General features: G+C 74.7%; 23 protein-coding genes. 11 read left to right on the top strand and 12 right to left on the bottom strand.

Going from position 1 to position 20,353, the window contains the following annotated elements; translation table 11 throughout:
• Positions 1-318: 318 nt before the first annotated feature.
• Both K1J57_RS26445 and K1J57_RS26440 read right to left on the bottom strand, forming a co-directional pair.
• A complete protein-coding gene (locus K1J57_RS26445; protein ID WP_220561426.1) occupies positions 319-666 on the bottom strand; it encodes a DUF3817 domain-containing protein in 348 nt (115 codons plus the stop codon).
• Positions 667-1,255: 589 nt separating this feature from the next.
• Positions 1,256-2,052 (bottom strand): IS5 family transposase gene (locus K1J57_RS26440; protein ID WP_255647210.1). Its coding sequence is split into 2 segments (ribosomal slippage): positions 1,256-1,716 and positions 1,716-2,052, totalling 798 coding nucleotides; the frame shifts between segments, so codons are not numbered across the junction.
• Between the two features lie 56 nt (positions 2,053-2,108).
• Between K1J57_RS26440 and K1J57_RS26435 the strand changes: the two genes are divergently transcribed.
• Complete coding sequence (locus K1J57_RS26435; RefSeq protein ID WP_220561425.1) at positions 2,109-2,921, top strand: siderophore-interacting protein; 813 nt, start codon at positions 2,109-2,111, stop codon at positions 2,919-2,921.
• Positions 2,922-3,004: 83 nt separating this feature from the next.
• Here the strand turns inward: K1J57_RS26435 and K1J57_RS26430 are convergent, their stop codons facing one another.
• Entirely contained in the window at positions 3,005-3,298 is a 294-nt protein-coding gene (locus tag K1J57_RS26430) for a hypothetical protein (protein ID WP_220561424.1), read from the bottom strand.
• 627 nt (positions 3,299-3,925) lie between these two features.
• Here K1J57_RS26430 and K1J57_RS26425 point away from each other — a divergent pair.
• The 5 genes from K1J57_RS26425 (at position 3,926) to K1J57_RS26405 (ending at position 7,801) form a co-directional block, all read left to right on the top strand.
• On the top strand, positions 3,926-4,138 hold the full coding sequence (locus K1J57_RS26425; RefSeq protein WP_220561423.1) for a hypothetical protein: 213 nt from the start codon (positions 3,926-3,928) through the stop codon (positions 4,136-4,138).
• Positions 4,139-4,204: 66 nt separating this feature from the next.
• Positions 4,205-4,771, top strand: coding sequence for a MauE/DoxX family redox-associated membrane protein (locus tag K1J57_RS26420; RefSeq protein ID WP_220561422.1), 567 nt, complete (start codon positions 4,205-4,207; stop codon positions 4,769-4,771).
• 14 nt (positions 4,772-4,785) lie between these two features.
• A complete protein-coding gene (locus K1J57_RS26415; protein WP_220561421.1) occupies positions 4,786-5,337 on the top strand; it encodes a hypothetical protein in 552 nt (183 codons plus the stop codon).
• Positions 5,337-7,343 carry an ABC transporter ATP-binding protein gene (locus tag K1J57_RS26410; RefSeq protein WP_220561420.1) on the top strand — a complete coding sequence of 669 codons (2,007 nt, stop codon included), beginning with the start codon at positions 5,337-5,339 and terminating at the stop codon, positions 7,341-7,343. Before K1J57_RS26415 ends, K1J57_RS26410 begins: the two co-directional genes overlap by 1 nt.
• A complete protein-coding gene (locus tag K1J57_RS26405) occupies positions 7,340-7,801 on the top strand; it encodes a S26 family signal peptidase (protein ID WP_220561419.1) in 462 nt (153 codons plus the stop codon). The genes K1J57_RS26410 and K1J57_RS26405 overlap by 4 nt, the downstream gene beginning before the upstream one ends.
• Positions 7,802-7,885: 84 nt before the next feature.
• Here the strand turns inward: K1J57_RS26405 and bla (K1J57_RS26400) are convergent, their stop codons facing one another.
• Together bla (K1J57_RS26400) and bla (K1J57_RS26395) are read right to left on the bottom strand one after the other, a co-directional pair.
• Positions 7,886-8,815: a class A beta-lactamase gene (bla, locus tag K1J57_RS26400; protein WP_220561418.1), complete on the bottom strand. Its 930-nt coding sequence runs from the start codon at positions 8,813-8,815 to the stop codon at positions 7,886-7,888.
• 87 nt (positions 8,816-8,902) lie between these two features.
• Positions 8,903-9,817, bottom strand: coding sequence for a class A beta-lactamase (gene bla / locus K1J57_RS26395; RefSeq protein WP_220561417.1), 915 nt, complete (start codon positions 9,815-9,817; stop codon positions 8,903-8,905).
• Between the two features lie 147 nt (positions 9,818-9,964).
• Between bla (K1J57_RS26395) and K1J57_RS26390 the strand changes: the two genes are divergently transcribed.
• Positions 9,965-10,891, top strand: a complete 927-nt coding sequence (locus K1J57_RS26390; RefSeq protein WP_220561416.1) for a LysR family transcriptional regulator — start codon at positions 9,965-9,967, stop codon at positions 10,889-10,891.
• Positions 10,888-11,799, top strand: a complete 912-nt coding sequence (locus K1J57_RS26385; protein ID WP_220561415.1) for a serine hydrolase — start codon at positions 10,888-10,890, stop codon at positions 11,797-11,799. The genes K1J57_RS26390 and K1J57_RS26385 overlap by 4 nt, the downstream gene beginning before the upstream one ends.
• Before the next feature lie 15 nt (positions 11,800-11,814).
• Here K1J57_RS26385 and K1J57_RS26380 read toward each other — a convergent pair whose 3' ends face one another.
• Complete coding sequence (locus K1J57_RS26380) at positions 11,815-12,702, bottom strand: LysR family transcriptional regulator ArgP (RefSeq protein WP_220561414.1); 888 nt, start codon at positions 12,700-12,702, stop codon at positions 11,815-11,817.
• A 97-nt stretch (positions 12,703-12,799) separates the two neighbouring features.
• Here K1J57_RS26380 and K1J57_RS26375 point away from each other — a divergent pair, with 97 nt between their 5' ends.
• The gene (locus K1J57_RS26375) at positions 12,800-13,399 is read left to right on the top strand and encodes a LysE/ArgO family amino acid transporter (protein ID WP_220565809.1); all 600 of its coding nucleotides are present in this window, start codon (positions 12,800-12,802) and stop codon (positions 13,397-13,399) included.
• 54 nt (positions 13,400-13,453) lie between these two features.
• Here K1J57_RS26375 and K1J57_RS26370 read toward each other — a convergent pair whose 3' ends face one another.
• Positions 13,454-14,005 carry a dihydrofolate reductase family protein gene (locus tag K1J57_RS26370; protein ID WP_220561413.1) on the bottom strand — a complete coding sequence of 184 codons (552 nt, stop codon included), beginning with the start codon at positions 14,003-14,005 and terminating at the stop codon, positions 13,454-13,456.
• A 143-nt stretch (positions 14,006-14,148) separates the two neighbouring features.
• The gene (locus K1J57_RS26365) at positions 14,149-15,681 is read right to left on the bottom strand and encodes an MDR family MFS transporter (protein ID WP_220561412.1); all 1,533 of its coding nucleotides are present in this window, start codon (positions 15,679-15,681) and stop codon (positions 14,149-14,151) included.
• Between the two features lie 181 nt (positions 15,682-15,862).
• On the opposite strand from K1J57_RS26365, the gene K1J57_RS26360 reads away from it, so the two are divergent.
• Positions 15,863-16,468: a TetR/AcrR family transcriptional regulator gene (locus K1J57_RS26360; RefSeq protein ID WP_220561411.1), complete on the top strand. Its 606-nt coding sequence runs from the start codon at positions 15,863-15,865 to the stop codon at positions 16,466-16,468.
• 10 nt (positions 16,469-16,478) lie between these two features.
• Entirely contained in the window at positions 16,479-17,204 is a 726-nt protein-coding gene (locus K1J57_RS26355) for a creatininase family protein (protein WP_220561410.1), read from the top strand.
• On the opposite strand, the gene K1J57_RS26350 is transcribed toward K1J57_RS26355, so the two are convergent.
• Genes K1J57_RS26350 through K1J57_RS26335 form a run of 4 tightly spaced genes read right to left on the bottom strand, consistent with a single transcriptional unit; the run spans position 17,091 to position 20,348 of the window.
• A complete protein-coding gene (locus tag K1J57_RS26350) occupies positions 17,091-18,158 on the bottom strand; it encodes a lysylphosphatidylglycerol synthase domain-containing protein (RefSeq protein WP_255646617.1) in 1,068 nt (355 codons plus the stop codon). The two genes, K1J57_RS26355 and K1J57_RS26350, sit on opposite strands and share 114 nt — an antisense overlap.
• Positions 18,155-18,940, bottom strand: a complete 786-nt coding sequence (locus K1J57_RS26345) for an SAM-dependent methyltransferase (RefSeq protein ID WP_220561409.1) — start codon at positions 18,938-18,940, stop codon at positions 18,155-18,157. The genes K1J57_RS26350 and K1J57_RS26345 overlap by 4 nt, the downstream gene beginning before the upstream one ends.
• Positions 18,937-19,968: a glycosyltransferase family 4 protein gene (locus K1J57_RS26340; protein WP_220561408.1), complete on the bottom strand. Its 1,032-nt coding sequence runs from the start codon at positions 19,966-19,968 to the stop codon at positions 18,937-18,939. Before K1J57_RS26340 ends, K1J57_RS26345 begins: the two co-directional genes overlap by 4 nt.
• Positions 19,965-20,348, bottom strand: a complete 384-nt coding sequence (locus K1J57_RS26335; RefSeq protein ID WP_220561407.1) for a 6-carboxytetrahydropterin synthase — start codon at positions 20,346-20,348, stop codon at positions 19,965-19,967. The genes K1J57_RS26340 and K1J57_RS26335 overlap by 4 nt, the downstream gene beginning before the upstream one ends.
• Positions 20,349-20,353: the final 5 nt, after the last annotated feature.

The raw sequence follows: 20,353 nt of genomic DNA, 5'->3' as shown, positions 1-20,353 counted from the left end.
GGGGGGTTCCCTCGCTATCTCACGGTTCGTGTCCGTTCCACTGCGGAAGTGGAACACGCACCACTGCAACACGGCCGTGAAAGATGGTCAAAGGGTGACCCGGTACCTTTTCTGACCGGTTCCGGTCAGCGCTCCCGGCCCGTGCGGAGGTGACACGACGGCGCTTCCGGGTGTATCGCGAAGGGCTTTACCATCGGCGTTCCCCGCGCTTTCCGGACCGTTCGGGGCGCCATTCCCCGCCGGCCCTCCGGTGCCCGGGGAAAGGGAAGGGCGCGGTCCTTTCCCGGGAAAGGACCGCGCCCGCCGCACCGCCAGGTCTCAGCCCACGGGCTCGGGGGTGCGGGCGCCGCCGAAGATCCTGGGCAGCCGGCCGCTGCGGTGCAGCCACCAGTCGGCGATCAGCGTGAACAGGGGCGGGACGGAGGCGGCCAGCGCCAGCAGGGTGGGCCACACGCCCCAGCGCAGGTGGACGGCCGAGACCAGGCAGGCCACCACGTAGAGGATGAAGGCGATCCCGTGCAGCATGCCGAAGAGCGCCACGCCCTGTTCGTTTCCGCTCCCGAGGTATTTGACGTACATGCCCGCCAATAGGCCGACCCAGGTCAGGGCCTCGACAACGGCGATCACGCGGAAGGCGATCGCGTTCACCAGGGCTGCGATGTTCACGGATTCCCTTTGGTCACGATGGTGTGGACACGGGTGATCCCGTCCATGTTCGTACCGGGATCGGTCCCAGGCTAGGGCACGGTTCCGGACGCCCGATTCCGGGGTCGCGGGTCCCCTCCCGCACCTCCCGGAGGACCGGGGAGGACGGCGGCGGCCCCGCCCGCACCGCGCTCCCCGCGGCGGGGGCCGCCGTTCCGCGGGGGAGCGGCCCCGGGGCGCTCTGGGCGGTTAGGCTAGGCTGGCCTTATCCGTACAGGTCGGTCGAAAGGGGACGGCCTGTCCGCCCCGCGGCCCGCCCCGGCCCCCATCCCGACACTCAGGAAGCGACGGCGGTGACACCCCGGACGACCCGCCCGCGCGGCGGCGCGCAGGCCGCCGCCGAGCCCCTCCCCCCGGTCCCCGCCGCACGGGCCCCGGCTCGGGGTGGCCCCGTCCGGGGCCGCGGGGGCCGGCGGGCGGCGCCCTGACCCTCGCCTCGACCGCGCTGATCGCCCTGGCCTTCGCCGGCCTGCGCACCGGCCGGGTGCTCACCGCCCGGCCCGAAGACCCCTCCGTCCCGTAACGGAGCCCCGACCGCTAAGAGCTCATCTCATTTGGTGAGTCGGCGGTAGCAGATCAGCGTGCAGGCGATGCCGGCGAAGGCCAGGAAGTGGTCGGCCTTGCGCTCGTAGCGGCGGTGAAGTCGGCGGCATCCGGCCAGCCAGGCCATGGTGCGTTCCACCTGCCACCGGTGTCTGCCCAACCGCTGCGAGGACTCCACACCCCGGCGGGCCAGACGGTGCACGATCCCCCGGCGCCGGAGCCAGCGGCGCAGGTGGGCGTAGTCGTAGCCCTTGTCGCCGTGCAGCTTGCCCGGTCTGCGCCGCCGGGGTCCGCGACGGGAGCGGATCGGAGCGATCCCTTCCACCAGGGGCTGCAGCGCCTGGCTGTCGTGGGTGTTGGCCCCCGAGATAGCCATGGACAGGGGCAAACCCTGCCGGTCGGTGATCAGGTGGATCTTCGACCCCTTCTTGCCTCGGTCGACAGGATTCGGACCCGTCAGGTCCCCCCTTTGAGGGCCCGCATGTTCACCGAGTCGATCGCGCACCGCGACCAGTCCAGCTCGCCTTGGGAGCCGAGCTCGTCCAGGACCAGGCGGTGGAGCTTGGCCCACACCCGGGCCCGGGTCCACTCGGTGAAGCGCCGATGCGCGGTGGGCCCGGAGGGGCCGAACACCGGCGGGAGCTGAGCCCAGGTACAGCCGCTGGTGGCCACGAAGATGATCGCGGCCAGCACCTGCCGGTCACCGTGTCTGCGCCGCCCACCGCCCTGGGGGCGGGTGGGCGCCTCGGGCACCACCCGTTGGAACAGTTCCCACAGCTCGTCCGGCACCAGCCGTTCCACCATCGACACAGGAGCAGGCTACCGAGAAACCAAATGAGATGAGCTCTAAGGAGCATGGAATGACCACCCCGACCCACGAGCGCCGCCTCGAGATGTACCCGCTGAGGCCGCGCGTGCTGGAGGTCGCCGAGGTCGAGCGCATCACCCCGCGCATGATCCGCGTCCACCTGTCCGGCCCCGACCTGGAGGGGATGCGCAGCGACAACTTCGCCGACCACGTCAAGCTGTGGTTCCCCAACGAGGACGGGGAACACGTCCTGCCGGTGGTCGAGGACGACCGCTGCCTCAACTTCCGCGCCCCGGGCGTGGTCTTCCGCGACTACACCGTACGGGCCCTGGACGGCGAGCGCCTGACCGTCGACTTCGTCTCCCACGACCACGGCCCCGCCGGCCGCTGGGCGCAGGCCGCCCGGCCCGGCGACAGACTAGGCGTGCTGGGCCCGCGCGGCACGGCGTGGATCACCGGTGGGTTCGACTACCACGTGCTGCTGGTGGACGAGACGGCGCTGCCCGCCGCCGCCCGCTACGTGGAGGAGCTGCCCGCCGACGCCCGGGTGTTCGCGTTCTTCGAGGTGGTGGACGCCGCCGAGGAGCAGAAGCTCGACGCTCCCGAGGGGGCGCGGATCACCTGGCTGCACCGGGGCGACGCCGAGGCCGGTACCACCGACCTGCTGTTGGAGGCGTTCCGGGCGCTGGAACTGCCCGAGGGCGACGGGATGGTGTACGCGGCCGGGGAGGCGACCACCCTCAAGCCGATCCGCCGCCTGCTCAAGGAGCGCGGGTTCGTCCGCAACGTCACCTGCGAGGTGGACGGGTACTGGCGCCGGGGGACCTCCAACCTCGACCACCACGAGGCCGACGACGACGAGTAGCCGGCCCCCGCACGACCGCGCCGCGCCCCGGACGGATCGCCGTCCGGGGCACGGCGCGGCCGCGTGCCCTCCCGCCGGGCGGGTCAGCAGTTGGGCAGGTTGTACGAGGGGTAGTGGCCCGCGTAGGTGTAGAACTTGCCCCCGCGGGTGCGGTACCAGTGGTTCCCGTGCTTGTTGATCAGGGAGCACTCCAGGAGCACGTACTCGCCGGGCGCGACGGTGTCGACGGCGTGCGCGCTCGCGTACGGCTCGGTGCGCACCGGGGCCGTGGTGACCGGGTAGCCGTACACGTAGGCCCACGCGGGCGCGGGCATCAGGGTCACGGCGAGCGCGCCGGCCGCCGCCACCGCACCGACCTTCTTGAGCATGCTCTTCACGGGGGGTCCTCTCCTCGGTCCGTCGCGAAAACGGAAATGAAGCGGTGAAATCCCGGGAGGCCGACCTCCGGGGCACGGTCATGCAAGCAGAGGGCCGGAGAAAAAACAAGGCCGATTTCCCTTTCCCGGGGAAAGCCGATGCGGGGGGCTTTTCCCTGCTCGTCGCCCCGAGGCCGGGGGTGGCGCGGGGGAGGCGCGAGGCCCCTGCCGCGGCGCCGACCGCAGAGGGGGCCGGTGGTCCCGGCGGTCCGACCGTGCCGTTCACACCTTTCCAACCTGCGGATATGCGGAGTCCGAAGGCCGGGGTCCCGGGGCTCCGCTCCGCCCGGGGCGGGACGCCCCGCGCCGCGGCGGCGTCCGTCCTCAAATAAAGCTCAAATGGTCGCCTCCGCCGTCGAGGGGGAATCCGGGAGTCCCTAATATAGGGTCGGCCCCTTTCTGTACCCGAAAAAAAGGGGCCTCCTCCTTTTCTCTCCCGCGGGGTTCTCCCCGGTGATTTCCGGCGAAGCTCAAATTTTGCTCAACCGGACTCCCGCCCCGGCCGTCCGGCGCGGCCCCGGGCCTACAGTTGCTCTCGCTCCGGCCGGAGTGTGAACCACGACACGCCCCCGAGACTCAGGAGAAACCATGAAGGCCTCTCTCGCGCGCATCGGCGACCGCCTCCTGGAGGGGCTGGCGCCCAAGGCCACGGCCAAGGCCGACCAGTTCGAGTGCAGCTACACCACCTACCGCTGCCGCCTGCCGTACTGCGGCGGCAGCGGCTACTACCTCTCGCGCGACTACAAGTACCAGTGCAGCGACGGCAGCTACCGTTGGGACCCGGTCGGCTGCTGCCGCTGACCCCCTCGGTGGCGGCCCGGCAGCGGGCCGCCACCGGCTCCGCACACTCCCCTCCCGAGGCACACCTTGCTCCCGCTCACCGCACTCTTCCTGCAACTGGCCGTCGCCGGGATCTTCCTCGCCTCCGGGCTCGCCAAGGTCCGCGGCCGCGACAACGAGACCACCTGGGCGGTCCTCGCGGAGCGCCTGCGCCTGACCCGGCTCCCCGTCCGCACAGCCTCCGCCGCCCACAGCGCCGTCGAGCTGGCGATCGGGCTGGTCCTGCTGACCGGGACCTGGGCCCGTGTGCCCGCACTCGCCGCGGCCACCGCACTGTTCGCGGCGTTCACGCTGCTGGCCCTGTACTCCGCCCGCGCCGGGACCGCCGTGCCCTGCTCCTGCTTCGGCAGGGCGCGCACCGACCTGGGCTGGCCGCACGTGTGGCGCAACCTCGCCCTGACCTGCGCGGCGGCGGCCGGCCTGGGCTGCGCGTGGGCCTCCGCCGGGGCGCCCCCCGCCTCGTGGGGGGAGATCGGGCTGGCCGCCGCCGCGGCCGCCGCGGTCACGGCCGCGACCGTCTCTTTCGACGACCTGGTCGACCTCTTCGCCGCCGGCACCGGGGAACGGCCCGGCGCCCGGACCCCCCGTTCGTGAACCTGGAGACAACCGTGGCAATCCTCATCGCGGCGGTCGTGCTGCTGACCGCCCTGACCCTGTTCAACCTGATGCTCACCCTGGCCGTCGTACGGCGCCTGCGGCAGTCGGAGGGGTCCCCCCGGGCCGGCGGGGCCGCCCCGCCCGCCGACCTCGCGGACATCCCCGCCGGGATGGAGATCCCCGACTTCAGCGGTGTGAGCACCACGGGGGAGGCCGTCACCTCGGCGGGGCTGCGCGGCCGGATGGCCCTGTACGCCTTCTTCGACACCGGCTGCGGCTCGTGCGAGGAGCAGCTGCGCCCGCTGGTGGACTTCGCCCGCGAGGTGGGACTGCCCCGCGAGCAGGTGATCGCGTTCGTGGGCGACTCCCGGGGAGAGGCCGACGCCTACACCTCGGTCCTCGAAGGGCACACGACCGTCGTCATGCAGACCATCCACCACGAGGCGGGGCAGGCGTTCTCGCTCACCGGCATCCCCGCCTTCGTCTTCGCCGACGCCTCCGGCCGGGTCGCCCGCTCCGCGGTGGCGGTCGAGGACCTGCGGGCCGCGCTCGTGGGGGTGTGATGGGCGGCTCCGGGGCCGACCGCGCCCGCCCGCAGGGCCCGGGGCCGCGCGCCGTGTTCGCCCGGACCCGGCGCTCCCTGGAGATCGCCTGGCGGGCGGCCCCGGCCACTCTGACGGCCTACGGGCTGCTGAACGTCGCGGCCGGGCTGCTGCCCGCGGCCGTCACCCTCCTCACGAAGTGGCTGCTGGACACCCTCCAGTTCGGCGCCCAGGCCCCCGGCGTGCCCGGGGCGCTGGCGGGCGAGCCGGTCAGGGTGGTCGTGCTCCTGGGCGTGTGCACCCTCTCCACCGCCCTGTCCGGGCACCTGGTCACCTACCTGGGAGGGCGCATCCGCCGCGAGGTGGGACTGCTCGTGCAGCAGCGCCTCTACGCCAAGGTGGACGGGCTCGGCGGACTGCGCCGCTTCGAGGACCCGGCGTTCCTGGACCGGCTGCGCCTGGCGCAGACGTCGGCGAGCTCGGCCCCCGAGGAGATCATCGAATCCCTCTTCGGGATCGTCACCACCGCTCTGATGATCGCGGGCCTCCTCGGCATCCTGGTGACCATCAGCCCGGTGGTCACCGCGGTCACGGTGCTGGCGGCGCTCCCGGCCCTCTTCGTCCAGCTCTCGCTCAACCGCAGCCGGGCCGGGATGATGTGGCGGATGAGCCCCCGCCTGCGCCGCCAGGTGTTCTACCGCGCCCTCATGGTGAACCCGGCGGCGATCAAGGAGGCGCGCCTGTTCGGGGCCGGCGGCTTCCTCCTGGACCGGATGGGCCGGGAGACCGCGGAGGTCAACCGGGCGGAGGAGAGGGTGGACCGCAGGACGGTGGCCGCCCACGCGCCGCTGGCCCTGCTCGGGGCCCTCGTGCCGGCGGGGGGACTGGTGTGGATGGTGGGCGCGGCCGTGCGGGGGGATTTCACCATCGGGGACGTGTCCGCCTTCGTGGCCGCGGTCGCCGGGGTGCAGAGCGCCCTGACGGGAACGGTCGAGACCCTCTCCCGCGCCTACCAGGCGCTCCTGCTCATGGGCCACTACGACGACGTCATGGACACCCCTCCGGACCTGCCCGTGCCCCGCTTCCCGCGCCCCGTCGGGCCGCTGCGCACCGCCGTCCGCCTGGAGGACGTGTGGTTCCGCTACACCGACGACGGGCCGTGGGTGCTCAGGGGGGTCTCCCTCACCATCCCCGCCGGGCGGTCCCTGGCGCTGGTCGGGCTCAACGGCGCGGGCAAGAGCAGCCTCGTCAAGCTCCTGTGCCGCATGTACGACCCGACGCGCGGGCGCGTGCTCTGGGACGGCGAGGACATCCGGGAGACGGACCCGCGGGAACTCCGGGCGCGGATGAGCGCCGTGTTCCAGGACTTCATGGCCTACGACCTGTCCGTCCGGGAGAACATCGCGATCGGCGCCCTGGAGCACGCCGACGACACCGGGCGGATCCGCGAGGCGGCGCGCGACGCCGGGGCGGACGGGTTCGCGGCCGACCTGCCGAGCGGCTACGACACGATGCTCTCCCGCGAGTTCTACCAGGGGGAGGCGGACGAGGAGTCGGGCGTCACCCTCTCCGGCGGGCAGTGGCAGCGGCTGGCCGTGGCGCGGGCGCTCATGCGCCGGGGCAGGGACCTGCTGATCGTGGACGAGCCGACCTCCGGCCTGGACCCCCAGGCCGAACGGGAGGTCCACGACCGGCTGCGGGCGCTGCGGAACGGGACGACGACCGTGCTGGTGTCGCACCGCCTGGGCGCGATCCGGGGCGTGGACCGGATCGTGGTGCTCCAGGACGGGCGGATCACGGAGGAGGGGCGGCACGCGGAGCTGATGGCCCTGGGCGGGGAGTACGCCCGGCTGTTCGCCCTCCAGGCCGAGGGGTACACCGGGCCCGGCGAGGACGCCGGGAACGGGGGCACCGGGAACGAGGACGCCGGGCCCGAGGGCGCCGGCGATGGGGACGGCGGCCATGGGGGCACCGGGCGGGACCTGCCCGGGACCGCTTCCGGTCCCGCCGTGGAGGCGATCGCATGACGGCGGCGGGCTGGCTCGCCGCGGCCGCGCTGCTCCCGGTGCTGGCGGCGGTGTACCTGCGCGGGGCCTACGTGGTCGTCACCGTGGACGGCCAGAGCATGGCGCCCGCCCTCGCCGCGGGCGACCGGGTCCTGGTGCGGCGCGGTCGGCGCGGCCTGGAACGCGGGACGGTGGTCGTCGTCGGGCGGCCCTCGCCGGAGAGCGGGTGGCGCGGCGCGGCACCGCTGGGCCGCCGGGTCGCCGCACAGGGCTGGTACATCAAACGCGTCGCCGCCAGGGCGGGGGAGGACTACCCCGCGGCCGTCGGCATCGACGGCCCGGTCCCCGCCGGACACCTCGCCCTGCTCGGCGACAACACCGGCAGCATCGACTCCCGGCACCACGGGCCCTGCCCCGAGCACCAGGTCCTCGGGGTGGTGGTCCGCAGGCTGGGACCGCCCCCGCAGACCACCCCCTGACCCCCGCCCGCCCGGGAGGGCGGGCGGTCCGCACGGGGGCGCGGGGCGCCGGCGGGGGACGGCGCCCCGCGCGGGGGCGGCCGCTCAGCGGAGGGCGTCGGCGACGACCCCGGCGGCGGCCGCGATGAGCTCGTCGCGGCGTTCGGCGTCCTCCTCCTCGCGGCTGGACATGACGGCCACCACGATGGGCTCGTCGCCCTCCCGGGGCCACAGCAGGCCGATGTCGTTGCGGGTGCCGTGGCTGGCGGCGCCGGTCTTGTCGCCGACGGTCCAGCCCTCGGGCACGCCCGCGCGGATGGTCGCGTCGCCCGTGGTGTTGCGCAGCAGCATGTCCACCAGCACCTCGCGGCGGTCCTCGGGCAGGACGTCGCCCAGCGTGTACGCCCGCAGGCTGGTGGCCATCGCCCGCGGGGTGCTGGTGTCGCGGACGTCGCCCGGGGTGTACTCGCTCAGGTCCGGCTCCCAGCGCTCGGCCTCGATCACCTCGTCGCCGATCCCGCGCAGCGCGTCCTCGAACCCCTGCGGGCCGCCCAGCTCCTCAAGCGCCAGGTTGGCGGCGGTGTTGTCGCTGTAGCGGACCGCGGCGTCGACGACCTCCAGGAGCGTCATCCCCGTGTCCACGTGCTGCTCGGTGATGGGCGTCCACCCCACCAGGTCGTCCTCGGTGTAGGTGACGACCCGCTCCATCTCCTCCAGGGTGTTGCGCTCCAGGAGCGCCCCCGCGGACAGGGCCTTGTGGGTGGAGGCGTACGCGAACCGCTCATCGGCGCGGTGGGCGATCTCCGCCCCGGTGCCGGTGTCGACCGCGTACACCCCCAGGCGGGCGTCGAACTCCTCCTCCAGGGCGGTCAGCTCCGCCGAGACGTCGACGGGCGCGGCGGAGACGGCGGAGGCGGGCGCTGACGGCGACGGGGACGGCGCCGCCGAGGGTTCGGGGCCGGCGCCCCCGCAGCCGGCCAGCGGGAGCAGGGTCAGCAGGGCGGCCGGGGCCAGGTGTCGCACGGAACGGGTCATTGCTCAAAGGATCCATTCGTGTTCGGAGGGTGTCCGTGTGGGGGCGCGGGCGGCCGCCGGCCGCGCCGCGCCCCCCGGGGGGGGGAGTCAGCCGAGTTCGTCGACCACGATCTCGGTGGCGTCGGCGACGAGCTCGTTGATCGGCTCCGCGTCCTGGGCGTCCTGCGCGGTGAAGACGGAGATGACGATCGGGTCGGCGCCCTCCTCCGGCCACACGACCGCGATGTCGTTGCGGCCGCCGTAGCCGGCCGAACCGGTCTTGTCGCCGACGGTCCAGCCCTCGGGCACGCCCGCGCGGATGGTGTCGTCGCCCGTGGTGTTGCGGACCAGCAGGTCGATGAGGACGTCCTGCTTCTCCTCGGACAGGGCGTCGCCCAGCGTGTACGCCTCCAGGCTGTCGGCCATCGCCCGCGGGGTGCTGGTGTCGCGGACGTCGCCCGGGGTGGCCTCGTTGAGCTCGGTCTCGTAGCGGGCGGGCTCGGTGACATCGTCGCCGATCGCGCGCAGGTCCTCCTTGAAGCCCTCCACGCCGCCGAGCCCCTCCAGGATCAGGTTGCCGGCGGTGTTGTCGCTGAAGCGCACCGCGGCGTCGATGATCTCCATGCGGGTCATCCCGGTGTCGACGTGCTGCTCGGTGACGGGGGAGTACTCCACCAGGTCGTCCTCGGTGTAGGTGACCACCTCCTCCATCTCCTCCAGGGTGTGCTCGGCGAGCAGCGCCCCCGCGGCCAGGGCCTTGAAGGTGGAGGCGTACGCGAACCGCTCGTCCGCGCGGTAGGCGACCTCCTCGCCGGTGCCGGTGTCGACGGCGTAGACGCCGAGGCGGGCCCCGTACTCGGCCTCCAGGGCCGCGAACCCGGGGTCGGCCGAGGGCGACTCCGAGGGCGCGGCCGACGCGCTCTGGGGCTCGGCCTCGGAGGTGCCGCAGGCGGTGAGGGCCAGCAGCGCCAGGGTGGCGGCGGCCGGTCGCAGTCCGTTGAGACGGGTGGTGCGGGTGAGCATCGGTGGTGCCTTTCGTCTGCGGATGAGCGTGCCGGGTCCGGGGAACGCCGGGCCGGTGCGGCCTCGCCAGCAGTCTGTCCCCCGAGACCTCATGCCGTCCAAGACGGCAATCGCCGTTTCCATGCGTTTCCGGCATAATCTCGGCTCATGGATCTGGTGGGTGCTTGTCGGGCCTTCGTGTACGTGAGCGATCGGGGCGGTTTCACGCCGGGCGCGGCCGCCGCGCGCATTCCGCAGCCGGTGGCCAGCCGCCGGGTGGCGGCCCTGGAACGCCATCTGGGCGGCCAGCTGTTCGACCGGTCCACGCGCAGGGCCGTGCTGACGCCGTTCGGGCGGGAGGTGCTGCCCGCGGCGCGGCGCCTGGTGCGGTTGGCGGAGGAGCTGGAGTACGACGCCGAACGGGCCCGGCACAGCCCCCTGCGGCTGGCGGTGCCGGAGACGTGCGCGACACGGGACCTGGCGGCGCTGGGCGCCGCGGGACGCGACGCGGGGCTGCGGCTGGACTTCCGGCCGGGGCCGCCCGCGGTGCGCGCGGCGGCGCTGCGCGACCGCGAGGTGCGGGCGGCGGTGGTGGCGGTGCCGCCGGTGGACGCGGCGTGGCGGGTGCCGCTGGGGGTCGGCTCGGCGACGGCGTTCGAGGTCCGGACCCTGTACCTGGGGACGCTGCGGGTGGGGCGCGGGGAGCGCCCCGGCGGCGGCCGCCGGCTGTGGATCCAGCCGGAGGACGACGTGCCGCACGTGCGCGATCCGCTGTCGCGCTCGCGCGACGCCCTGGGACTGGGGCCCGGACAGGTGCTGGTCGCGTCGTCCCTGGCGGACGCGGCGACGGAGGTCCTGGTCCGCGGAGACCTGCTGCTGTGCCCGGCGGGACAGGCGGAGGCGCTGGGGCTGTACTGGTGCGCGCTGGGCGAGCCGGTGGTGGAACGCGGCTACGATCTGGTGGCCCAGGGGCAGGAGGAGACGGAGCGGCTGCGGGCTCCGCTGGCCGCGGCCCTGGCCCACTGCCTGGACGCCGTCCCCGACCCCGCCGCCCCCGAGCCCGCCGCCGTCCCCGACCCCGGGAGGACCCCGTGACCGTCGCCACCACCACCGCCCTGCTGCGCGGGCTGCGCCGTGAGCTGGAGGAGGGGGGACTGCGGGGCTCCTTCCTGGTGCGGGACCTGCGGACGGGGGAGGAGATCGGGATCGAGCCCGAGGAGGAGTTCCCGTCCGCGTCGCTGGTGAAGGTGCCGCTGGCGATCGCCGTGCTGGAGCGGGTGCAGACCGGGGAGCTGGACGGGGCGGAGCAGGTCCCCGTGGACCCGGGGAGGGTGGAGACCTTCGGGCCGATCGGCATCTCCCGGTTCCGCCACCCGGCCCGGGTGGCGGTGGAGGACCTGGTCTACCTGAGCACGTGCCTGAGCGACGGTGCGGCCGCGGACGCCCTGCTGGCGCTCACCCCGCCGGAGCGGGTGGCGGCCTCGCTGCGGGCGGCGGGGATCGCGGGCATCACGGTCCGGCACACGATGGAGGAGCTGCACCACACGCCGGTCGACCGACTGAACCCCGACGAGGGCCACCTGGCGCACAGCCTGGCCATCGAGGCGGGTACGGCGGGGCGGGGGCACCGGATCCCGCAGCTGGACGTGGCGCGCGCGAGCACGGGGTCCGCGCGGGCCTTCACCGACCTGCTCCAGGCGCTGTGGACCCCGTCGAAGATCCACCCGGAGGTGGCGGCGCGGGTGCGGGGGCTGATGGCGCACAACGTGCTGCGGCACCGCCTGACCCCGGACTTCGTGTCGGACGCCACGACGTGGTCGTCCAAGACGGGGAGCCTGCTGAACCTGCGCCACGAGGTGGGCGTGGTGGAGCACGCCGACGGCGCGGTGTTCGCGGTGGCGGCCCTGACGGAGTCCCGGGTCCCGGCGGTGCACCAGCCGGGCGCGGAGGCGCTGATGGCACGGGTGGCGCGCACCCTGCGCGACCGGCTCCGGTCCGGGTGAGGCGGCCCGGCCGGGTCACAGCGGGTGCAGGCCGGCGGCGGCGTGGCGGCGGACCACCTCGGTGAGCCGGTCCAGGGCGGGGGAGCGCAGGTTCCAGCGCTGCCAGTAGAGGCGGACCTCGACGGGGTGGTCGGGGGCCAGGTGGACCAGCTCCCCGGCCGCCAGGGCGTCCCGGCACTGCCCCTCGGGCACGGCGCCCCAGCCCATGCCCAGGTGGACGGCGCGGGCGAAGTCCTGTGAGGCGGGGATGTAGTGGCGCGGCCCGCTCGGGGCCAGGCCCAGGGCCTCGCGCAGGAAGCGGTCCTGGAGGTCGTCGCGCCGGTCGAAGGTGACCATGGGCGAGTTCGCCAGGAGTCCGGGGTCGCGGCGGCCGCCCAGGTGGCGGTCGTGGAACTCCGGCGTGCACACCACCAGGTAGCGCAGGGTGCCCAGCCCCTCCACGGTGCAGCCCTGGACGGCCTCGGGGGTGGAGGTGACCGCGGCCATGACCGTCCCCGAGCGCAGCAGGGACGTGGTGTGCTCCTCGTCCTCGCGGTGGACCTCGAACGCCACCCCGAGCTCCTCGGTCACGACGGCCAGCGCCTCCAGGAACCAGGTGGAGAGGCTGTCGGCGTTGACGGCGACGGGCAGCAGGCGGTCCCCCTCGTCCGCGCCGAGCTCTCCCAGAGCGTCCTCGTCGAGTGCCAGGACCTGGCGGGCGTGGCGCAGGACCACGTCCCCGGCCGGGGTGGTGGCGACCGGTGTGGTGCGCCGGACCAGCACCTTGCCGACGGCCTGCTCCATGGCCCGGACGCGCTGCGACACCGCCGAGGGGGTCACGTGCAGGGCCCGGGCGGCCGCCTCGAAGGTGCCCTCGTCCACCAGGGCCGTGAGGGTGCGCAGGTGCTCGAACTGGAAGGGCATATTAAGCCTCTCTTAGGGGTTCTAAGAAAGTTTAGCTTTACTGCACATCGGCCGCGGGCCTAGCGTTCTCTCCGTGAACGCGACTCTTCTCCCCGCGATGCTCGGTCTGGGTACCGGGCTCGCCCTCATCGTGGCCATCGGCGCCCAGAACGCCTTCGTCCTGCGCCTGGGCATCTCCGGGCGCACCGCCACGGTCCTGCCGGTGGTGCTGGTCTGCTCCCTGTCCGACGCGCTGCTCATCACGCTGGGCGTGCTGGGCATCGGCGCGGTGATCACGGCCCTGCCCGGGCTGGTGACGGTGGTCCGGGTACTGGGGGCGGGGTTCCTGCTCGTGTACGGGGCGATGGCGGCCCGGCGGGCGCTGCGCCCGGACGGCGGCTCGCTGGAGGCGAGCACGGGCGAGGTGGTGGGGCGCGGCGCGGCCATCGCGACCGCGGTGGTGCTGACCTGGCTCAACCCGCACGTGTACCTGGACACGGTGCTGTTCCTGGGCTCCCTGGCCAACCAGTACGACGGGGCCCGCTGGTGGTGGGCGGCCGGCGCGGTCAGCGCCAGCTTCCTGTGGTTCTTCTCCCTGGGCTTCGGCGCGCGGCTGCTGCGGCCGGTGTTCGCCCGTCCGGGGGCGTGGCGGGTGCTGGACGGGGTGATCGCGGTGGTCATGCTGGCGCTGGGGGCGCGGATGGCCCTGGGCGGCTGACCGGACACGGCCGCGCCCGGCTCCGGTCGGCGGAGCCGGGCGCGCGGTCGGGCCTCAGGCGCGGCGGTAGCGCAGCAGGGTGGCCTGGGAGTCGAACACCCGGGACTCCACGAGCTCCAGGCCCAGGCGGCCGACGGAGGCGGGGAAGGCGGGCCTGCCGCCGCCCAGGACGACCGGGTGCACGAAGACGCGGTACTCGTCGACGAGCCCGTGCCGGGTGAGATCGGCCGCCAGGGCCGAGCCGCCGAACAGGACGAGTTCCTCCCCGGCCGCCTTGAGCTCGGCGACCTTGTCCACGCCGTCCACCACCCGGGTGTTCCAGTCGGCCTTGTCCAGGGTGCGCGACACCACGACCTTGGGCTTCTCCCGCCACATGGGGGCGAAGGCCAGGTCGTGGGGGTCGTCGGAGTGCTTCTCCGCCTCGGGCCAGAAGCCCGACATCATGTCCCAGACGACCCGGCCGTAGAGGAAGGCGTCGGCGCGCTCGCCCAGGGCCCGGGAGTCCTCGGACAGCTCCGGCCCCATGACCGGCCAGTCGAACTCTCCGTTCGGGCCCTCGATGTAGCCGTCGAGCGACTGGTGGACGAAGTAGGTGAGCTCGGCCATGGGGGCTCCTGCGGGTTCGGTGCCCGGTCCTGTCCGCCGGGCGCGCGCCCACGCTAACGCCTCCCTGCGACAACCGGCCCCCTCCCCCCGACAGCGCGGCGCCCCGCCCCGGGCGGTCCGGGGCGGGGCGCTCGGCGGCGGGCTCAGCCGGCGGTCTGCGGGCTCCGGCCGGGACCGGAGTCCTCGGCCTCGGCGACGACCTGTTCCACGGGTTCGGGCAGGTCCAGGCTGTCGCGCAGGCGCACGCGGGGCAGCAGGACGCCGACGAGGACGCCCACCACGGCGATGCCGGTCGCGACGAGGAAGATATCGCCGGTGGCGGAGCCGTAGGCGCCGGCGACGATGTCGCGGAGGAAGGGCGGCATGGCGTCCAGGTTGAGGGTGCCGCTGCCGGACGCGGCGGCTCCCGAGGCGTCCACCCCGGCGGCGGTCAGGCCCTCGGTGATGCCGGTGGCGACCCGGTTGGCCAGGACGGCGCCCAGGACGGAGACGCCGATGGTGCCGCCCAGGGAGCGGAAGAACGTGATGGCGCCGCTGGCGGCGCCCAGCTCGCGCAGGGGCACCGAGTTCTGCACCACCAGGACCAGGTTCTGCATGGACAGGCCCACGCCGGTGCCCACCAGGAGCATGCCCAGGCCCACGTAGGGCAGGGGGCTCTCGGCGTCGATGGTGGACAGCAGGAAGAACCCGACGGACAGGGTCACCAGGCCGGTCATCACGTAGGACTTGACCCGGCCGGAGCGGGAGACCATGCGCCCGGAGACGGTGGAGGAGACCAGGACGCCCAGCATCAGCGGGATGGTGAGCAGGCCGGCCTCGGTGGGCGAGTAGCCGCGGGCGAGCTGGAAGTACTGGCCCAGGAACACGGCGCCGCCGAACATGGCCATGCCCACGGCGACGCTGGCCAGGATGGCGACGGCGGTCTCGCGGCGCGCCACCAGGTGCAGCGGGATGACCGGCTCCGACACCCGGGACTCGACCCACACGGCCAGGCCGAGCAGGAGCGCGGCACCGCCGACCATGGCGGCGCTCTGCCAGGAGATCCAGGCGAAGTCCCCGCCGACGAAGGTGATCCACAGCAGCAGGACGCTGACCCCGGCTGCGATGAGCGTGGCCCCCACGTAGTCGACCTTGGTGTCGGGGCGGCGCACGTCCTCCAGGTGCAGGGTGCGGGCCAGGACGACCATGGCGACGAGCATGAAGGGCACGCCGATGAGGAAGCACCAGCGCCAGCCCAGCCAGGAGACGTCGGTGATGGCGCCGCCGATGAGGGGGCCGCCGACGGTGGCCACGGCCATGATGGCGCCGATGTAGCCGTTGAACTTACCGCGTTCCTTGGGGCTGACCAGGCTGCCGATGACGACCTGGACGAGGACCTGCGAGGCGCCCATGCCCAGGCCCTGGAGGGCGCGGAAGGCGATCAGCTGGCCGGTGGTCTGGGCCAGGCCGCACAGCAGCGAGGCGACGATGAAGATGACGATGGAGAGCTGCAGCAGCCGCTTCTTGTCGAAGAGGTCGGCGAGCTTGCCCCAGACCGGGGTGGAGGCGGTGGAGGCCAGCAGTGCGGCGGTGACGACCCAGGTGTACTGCGACTGGGTGCCGTTGAGGGAGCCGACGATCTGGGGGAGGGCGACCGAGACGATCGTGCCGCTGAGCATCGTGACGCCCAGGACCATGAGCAGCCCGGTGAGGGACCGGAGGACGGTCGGGCGGGCCCCGGTATCGGATAACGGACGTGCTGCGCTCACATGCACCCCTGCGAAGAAAAGTAAACGGAGTTGACCTGCTCACCAGCTTACATGCACGCCGCGCAAATATGCCTTCCAGGCAATTTTTCAGTCCGTGTAACATGTCACCATGGACGTCTCCCCCGGTCTGCGCGAACGCAAGAAGGAGCGGACGCGGCTGCGCATCCACCGGGCCGCGCTGCGACTGATCGTCGAACGCGGCCTGGACGCGGTGACCGTCGAGGAGATCGCCGCCTCCGCCGAGGTCTCCCGGCGCACCTTCTCCAACTACTTCGCGGGCAAGGAGGACGCCTGCCTGTACGGCGACACCGCCCACATGGAGGACTTCCTCACCGTCCTGCGCACCCGCCCCGCGCACGAGTCGGCCTGGACCGCGCTGCGCGCCACCGTCCGCACCGTCTACGACGCCCGCGACCTGTCACCGGACCGGGAGTGGGCGCAGAGCACCCGCCTGGCCCTCAAGCACCCCGCCCTGCTGGGACGGCGGCTGGCCGGACAGCAGGGTTTCCTGCACGAGATGACCGCGCTCCTGGGGGACCGCGCCCTGCCCGCCGGGATGCACCGCCCCGGACTGCTGGCCTCGGTGTTCCTGTCCGCCCTGCTGCACGCCCTGCACGAGTGGACCCAGGAGGGCACCGGCACCCTGGACGGGGTGATGGACTCCGTCCTGGACGAGGTCGGCGCCGCCTTCACCGATCCCGCACCGCCGCCCTGATACTGGGGGCATGGACGAACGCCCTCCGCTGCCCGCCACCACCGCACCGCAGGAGGGCGCACGCACCCCGGCCGCCGCCGTCCTGCCCGCGGGGAGCCTGGAACAGCACGGCCCCCACCTGCCGCTCACCACCGACACCCTCATCGCCTGCGCTCTGGCCGAACGCGTCGCCGAAGCCCACGCGCTGCGGCTGCTGCCCCCGCTGGCGTTCGGCTGCTCCCACGAGCACGCCGCCTGGCCCGGCACCGTCAGCGTCTCGGCGGCCACCCTGCACGCCCTGGTCACCGACATCGCCGACTCCCTGGACGGAGTCCCGCTGCTGATCGTCAACGGCCACGGCGGCAACCACGTGCTCGCCAACACCGTCCAGCAGTCGGGCGGTCGCATGGCCCTCTTCCCCGGCCCCGGCGAATGGGAGGCCGCCCGCACCGCGGCGGGCATCACCACCACCAACGACCAGGACATGCACGCCGGGGAGCTGGAGACCTCCGTGCTGCTGCACACCCACCCCGGCCTGGTCCGCCCCGACTACGCGCGGGCCGACCACCGGGCCGACGAACGCGACCACATGGGCACCCTCGGGCTGGCCGCCTACACCGCCAACGGGGTGGTGGGCCTGCCCTCACGGGCGAGCGCCGCCAAGGGGGACGCCCTGCTCGCCCACCTCACCCGGCGGGCCGCCGGACACCTGGCCGCCCTGGAACAGGCGCGCCGCCGCCACGGCGACGCCCGGTAGCGCCGCCACCAGCGCCAGCACCCCGTAGACCACCGACACCGTCAGGCCCTGGCCGGCCCCCAGCCCGGCGGCGCCGAACGCCGCCGCCGTGGCGGCCTCGCGCGGGCCCCACCCGCCCATGTTCACCGGCAGGCTCATCGCCGCCAGCGCCAGCAGCGCGAGCGGCACCAGCCGCGGCGGCGGGGCGTCCACGCCCGCCAGGTGGGCGGCCACCAGGAACAGGGCCACGTGCCCGGCCAGCGCCGCCGCCGACAGCGCCAGCACCGCCGGGGCCCGCCCCAGCAGCCCGGCGCGCACGTCGCGGACCGTCGAGGCCAGGAGCCGGCCCGGACGGGAGTCCCGGCGCCGGGGGAGGAGGGCCGCCGCGGCGAGCAGGGCGGCGACCGCCGCGAGGAGCAGCAGGGAGGCGACCGCCGCGGCCCGGCCCGGCCCCCACAGGGCCGAGGGCAGGGTGAGCACCAGCACCGCCACGGCCAGGCACAGCACCACCTGCCCGGCCAGGCGTTCCAGCACCACGGCGCGCACCCCGCGGCCCAGGTCGCCGTTGGCGCGGCCGTGGCCGACCGCCCGGTGGGCGTCGCCCAGGAACCCGGCGGGCAGCACCGCGTTCAGCAGCAGCGCCAGGTAGTAGTCGGCCACCGCCCGGGCCGGGGACAGCCGCAGGCCCACCGCCCGCGCCACCACCAGCCAGCGGGACGCGCACAGCACCGTGGTGACGGCGCCCAGGGCCAGGGCCGCGGCGACCGCGCCGGCGTCCACCACCGCCAGCGCGGCCGTGAACGCCTCCAGCGGATACCACCACAGCACCCCGCCCAGGATCAGGGCGCCCGCGCCCGCCCGCAGCACCGCGCCCCGGCAGCGGCGCCACCACCCCCGCGCGCCGGGGACCGGTGCGCCGCGGGCACCGGCACCGCCGGGCGCGGCGGGCGCGGGCGGGTGCGGGCGCAGCGTCACGGCCGGTCCCCGGGGGGCATGAGCAGCAGGTCGTCGTGGTGGACGACGACGGTCAGCCGCTCCCCGTCCAGCTGCTCCCGGCGGCGGGCGAGGTAGTCCTCCAGCGGCAGGCGCGGCTCCTGCTCGGCGGCGGCGCCCACCCAGCCCTCCAGCCACATCCGGGTCACCGGCGCCGGGTCCGGCCCCAGCCGCCACGGGCTGGGGAAGGTCGTCGCCCGGTACCCCCGGCGGGCGAACGCCCCGATCGCGGCCTCCACGGCGTCGGGGCCCAGGCGCCCGCCCCGGCGCTGGTGGGCGTTGAACGCGGCGGCGACCGCCGCGTCCAGCGGGTCCTCCGGGGTGAGCGCCACCCGGCCCGCCACCGACAGCGTGAACCAGGCGGGGCGGCCGGTGCCCGCGACCGCGTCGGCGACGGCGAGGACCTCCTCCCCGGTGAGGACGTCCAGCAGGGCCGAGCCGGCCACCAGCGTGGCCCCCGCCAGGTCGTCCGGGCGCAGCCGGGCCAGCTCCAGCAGGCGGGCCTCCACCCGGGGCGCCGGGACCCGGCCGCCCGCCAGGGCCAGCAGGCGCGGGTCGCGGTCGAACAGCATCCAGTGCCGTACCCCGGCCAGGCGCGGGACGGTCCAGCGGGCCAGCGACCCGGTGCCGCAGCCCAGGTCGGCGACGACGGCGCCGTGTGCCGCCAGGGCCGACAGCGGGCCGCGGGAACGGGCGCGGGCGTCGGCGTCCTCGCGGGCGGCCAGCCAGCGCGGTGTGAACTCCTGGGTGTCCGCGGTGCTCACGGGGTCACCTCCCGGTCGAGGACGGCGCTCACCGAGCGGGCCGTCTCCTCCCATCCTGCCAAGTCGGCGCGGCGCCGGCGGGCCGAACGCCGAAGCCGTTCCCGCAGCGCCGGATCGGTGAGCCAAAGGCGCAGCGCACGGGCCAGGGCGTCCGGATCCCCGGGCGGGACGAGCAGGCCGGGCCGGGCGCCGGCCCGGTCGCGCCCCAGGGCCTCGGGCACCCCGCCCACGCCGGAGGCCAGGACGGGGACGGCACGGGCCAGGGCCTCGGTGACGACCATGCCGTAGGTCTCGGCGCGGGTGGGCAGCACCAGCAGGTCGGCCGCGGCGTAGGCGGCGTCCAGGTCGGCGCCGGTGAGCGGACCGGGCAGGGACACGCGGCCGCCCAGGGGCCGGGCCGCCTCCCGGACACGGGCCGCCCACGCGCCGCCGCCGACGGCGGGCAGGCCGGGGCAGGCACAGGTCCAGGGCAGGTCGCGCACCCGGTCCAGGGCGGCGAACAGGAGGTCGTGGCCCTTGCGGGGCGTGGGGGAGGCCGCGCACAGCAGCCGCGTCCCGTCGCCGGGGACGGCCTCGGGGGCCGGGTCCACCCCGGGCGGGGCGACGGCCACCCCGGTCAGGCCGTGGCGGGCGGCCAGGTCCCGGGCCGCCGCCCCGCTGGTGGCGATGACGGCCGCCGCGCCGCGCAGCACCGCCCGCTCCCGGGCCTCCAGGTCGGCGGCCTCGGCGGGGGCCAGGCCGGTCTCGTCGGCCAGCGGCAGGTGGACCAGCACCACGATCCGCGACCGCCCGGCCCACGGCAGGACCGCCTCCGGCACACCGCAGGCCACCAGGCCGTCCAGCAGCACCGTCGCCCCCCGGGGCAGGCCCGCCAGCAGCCGCTCCAGGCCCGCCCGGTCGCGCTCGCCCGGCCGCGGCCACGCCCCGGGCACCTCCACCCGGTCCAGGCCCAGGACCTCGGCCAGGCGCAGGTCGTAGGTGTGGCCGCCGCTGGGGGCGGAGGGCTCGGGCACCACGAAGACGGTCAAAGGTCCCTCTCGTAGGAGGCCCACGCCACGTGCGACTCGTGCAGCGTCACCGCCACCCTCGCCAGCCCCCGGGCCGGGGCGTCCAGCCGCTCCACCAGCCGGTCGGCCACCACCCGGGCCAGGAACTCGGTGGTGGTGTTCACCCCGGCGAACCCGGGCACCTCGTCCAGGTTGCGGTGGTTCAGCTCCCCCACGATCCCGGCCAGGACCCGGGAGAACTCGCCGATGTCCACCACGACCCCGTCGGCGTCCAGTTCCGCGCGGTACACGGTGGCGTCCACGACGAACGTCGCGCCGTGCAGGGCCCGGGCGGGCCCGAACACCTCGCCGCGGAAGCTGTGGGCGACCATCATGTGGTCGCGGACCGTCACACTGAACACCGGGG

Source organism: Nocardiopsis sp. MT53, from assembly GCF_019598965.1.
GTDB lineage: Bacteria > Actinomycetota > Actinomycetes > Streptosporangiales > Streptosporangiaceae > Nocardiopsis > Nocardiopsis changdeensis.
This window is presented reverse-complemented; position numbering and strand designations above follow the sequence as displayed.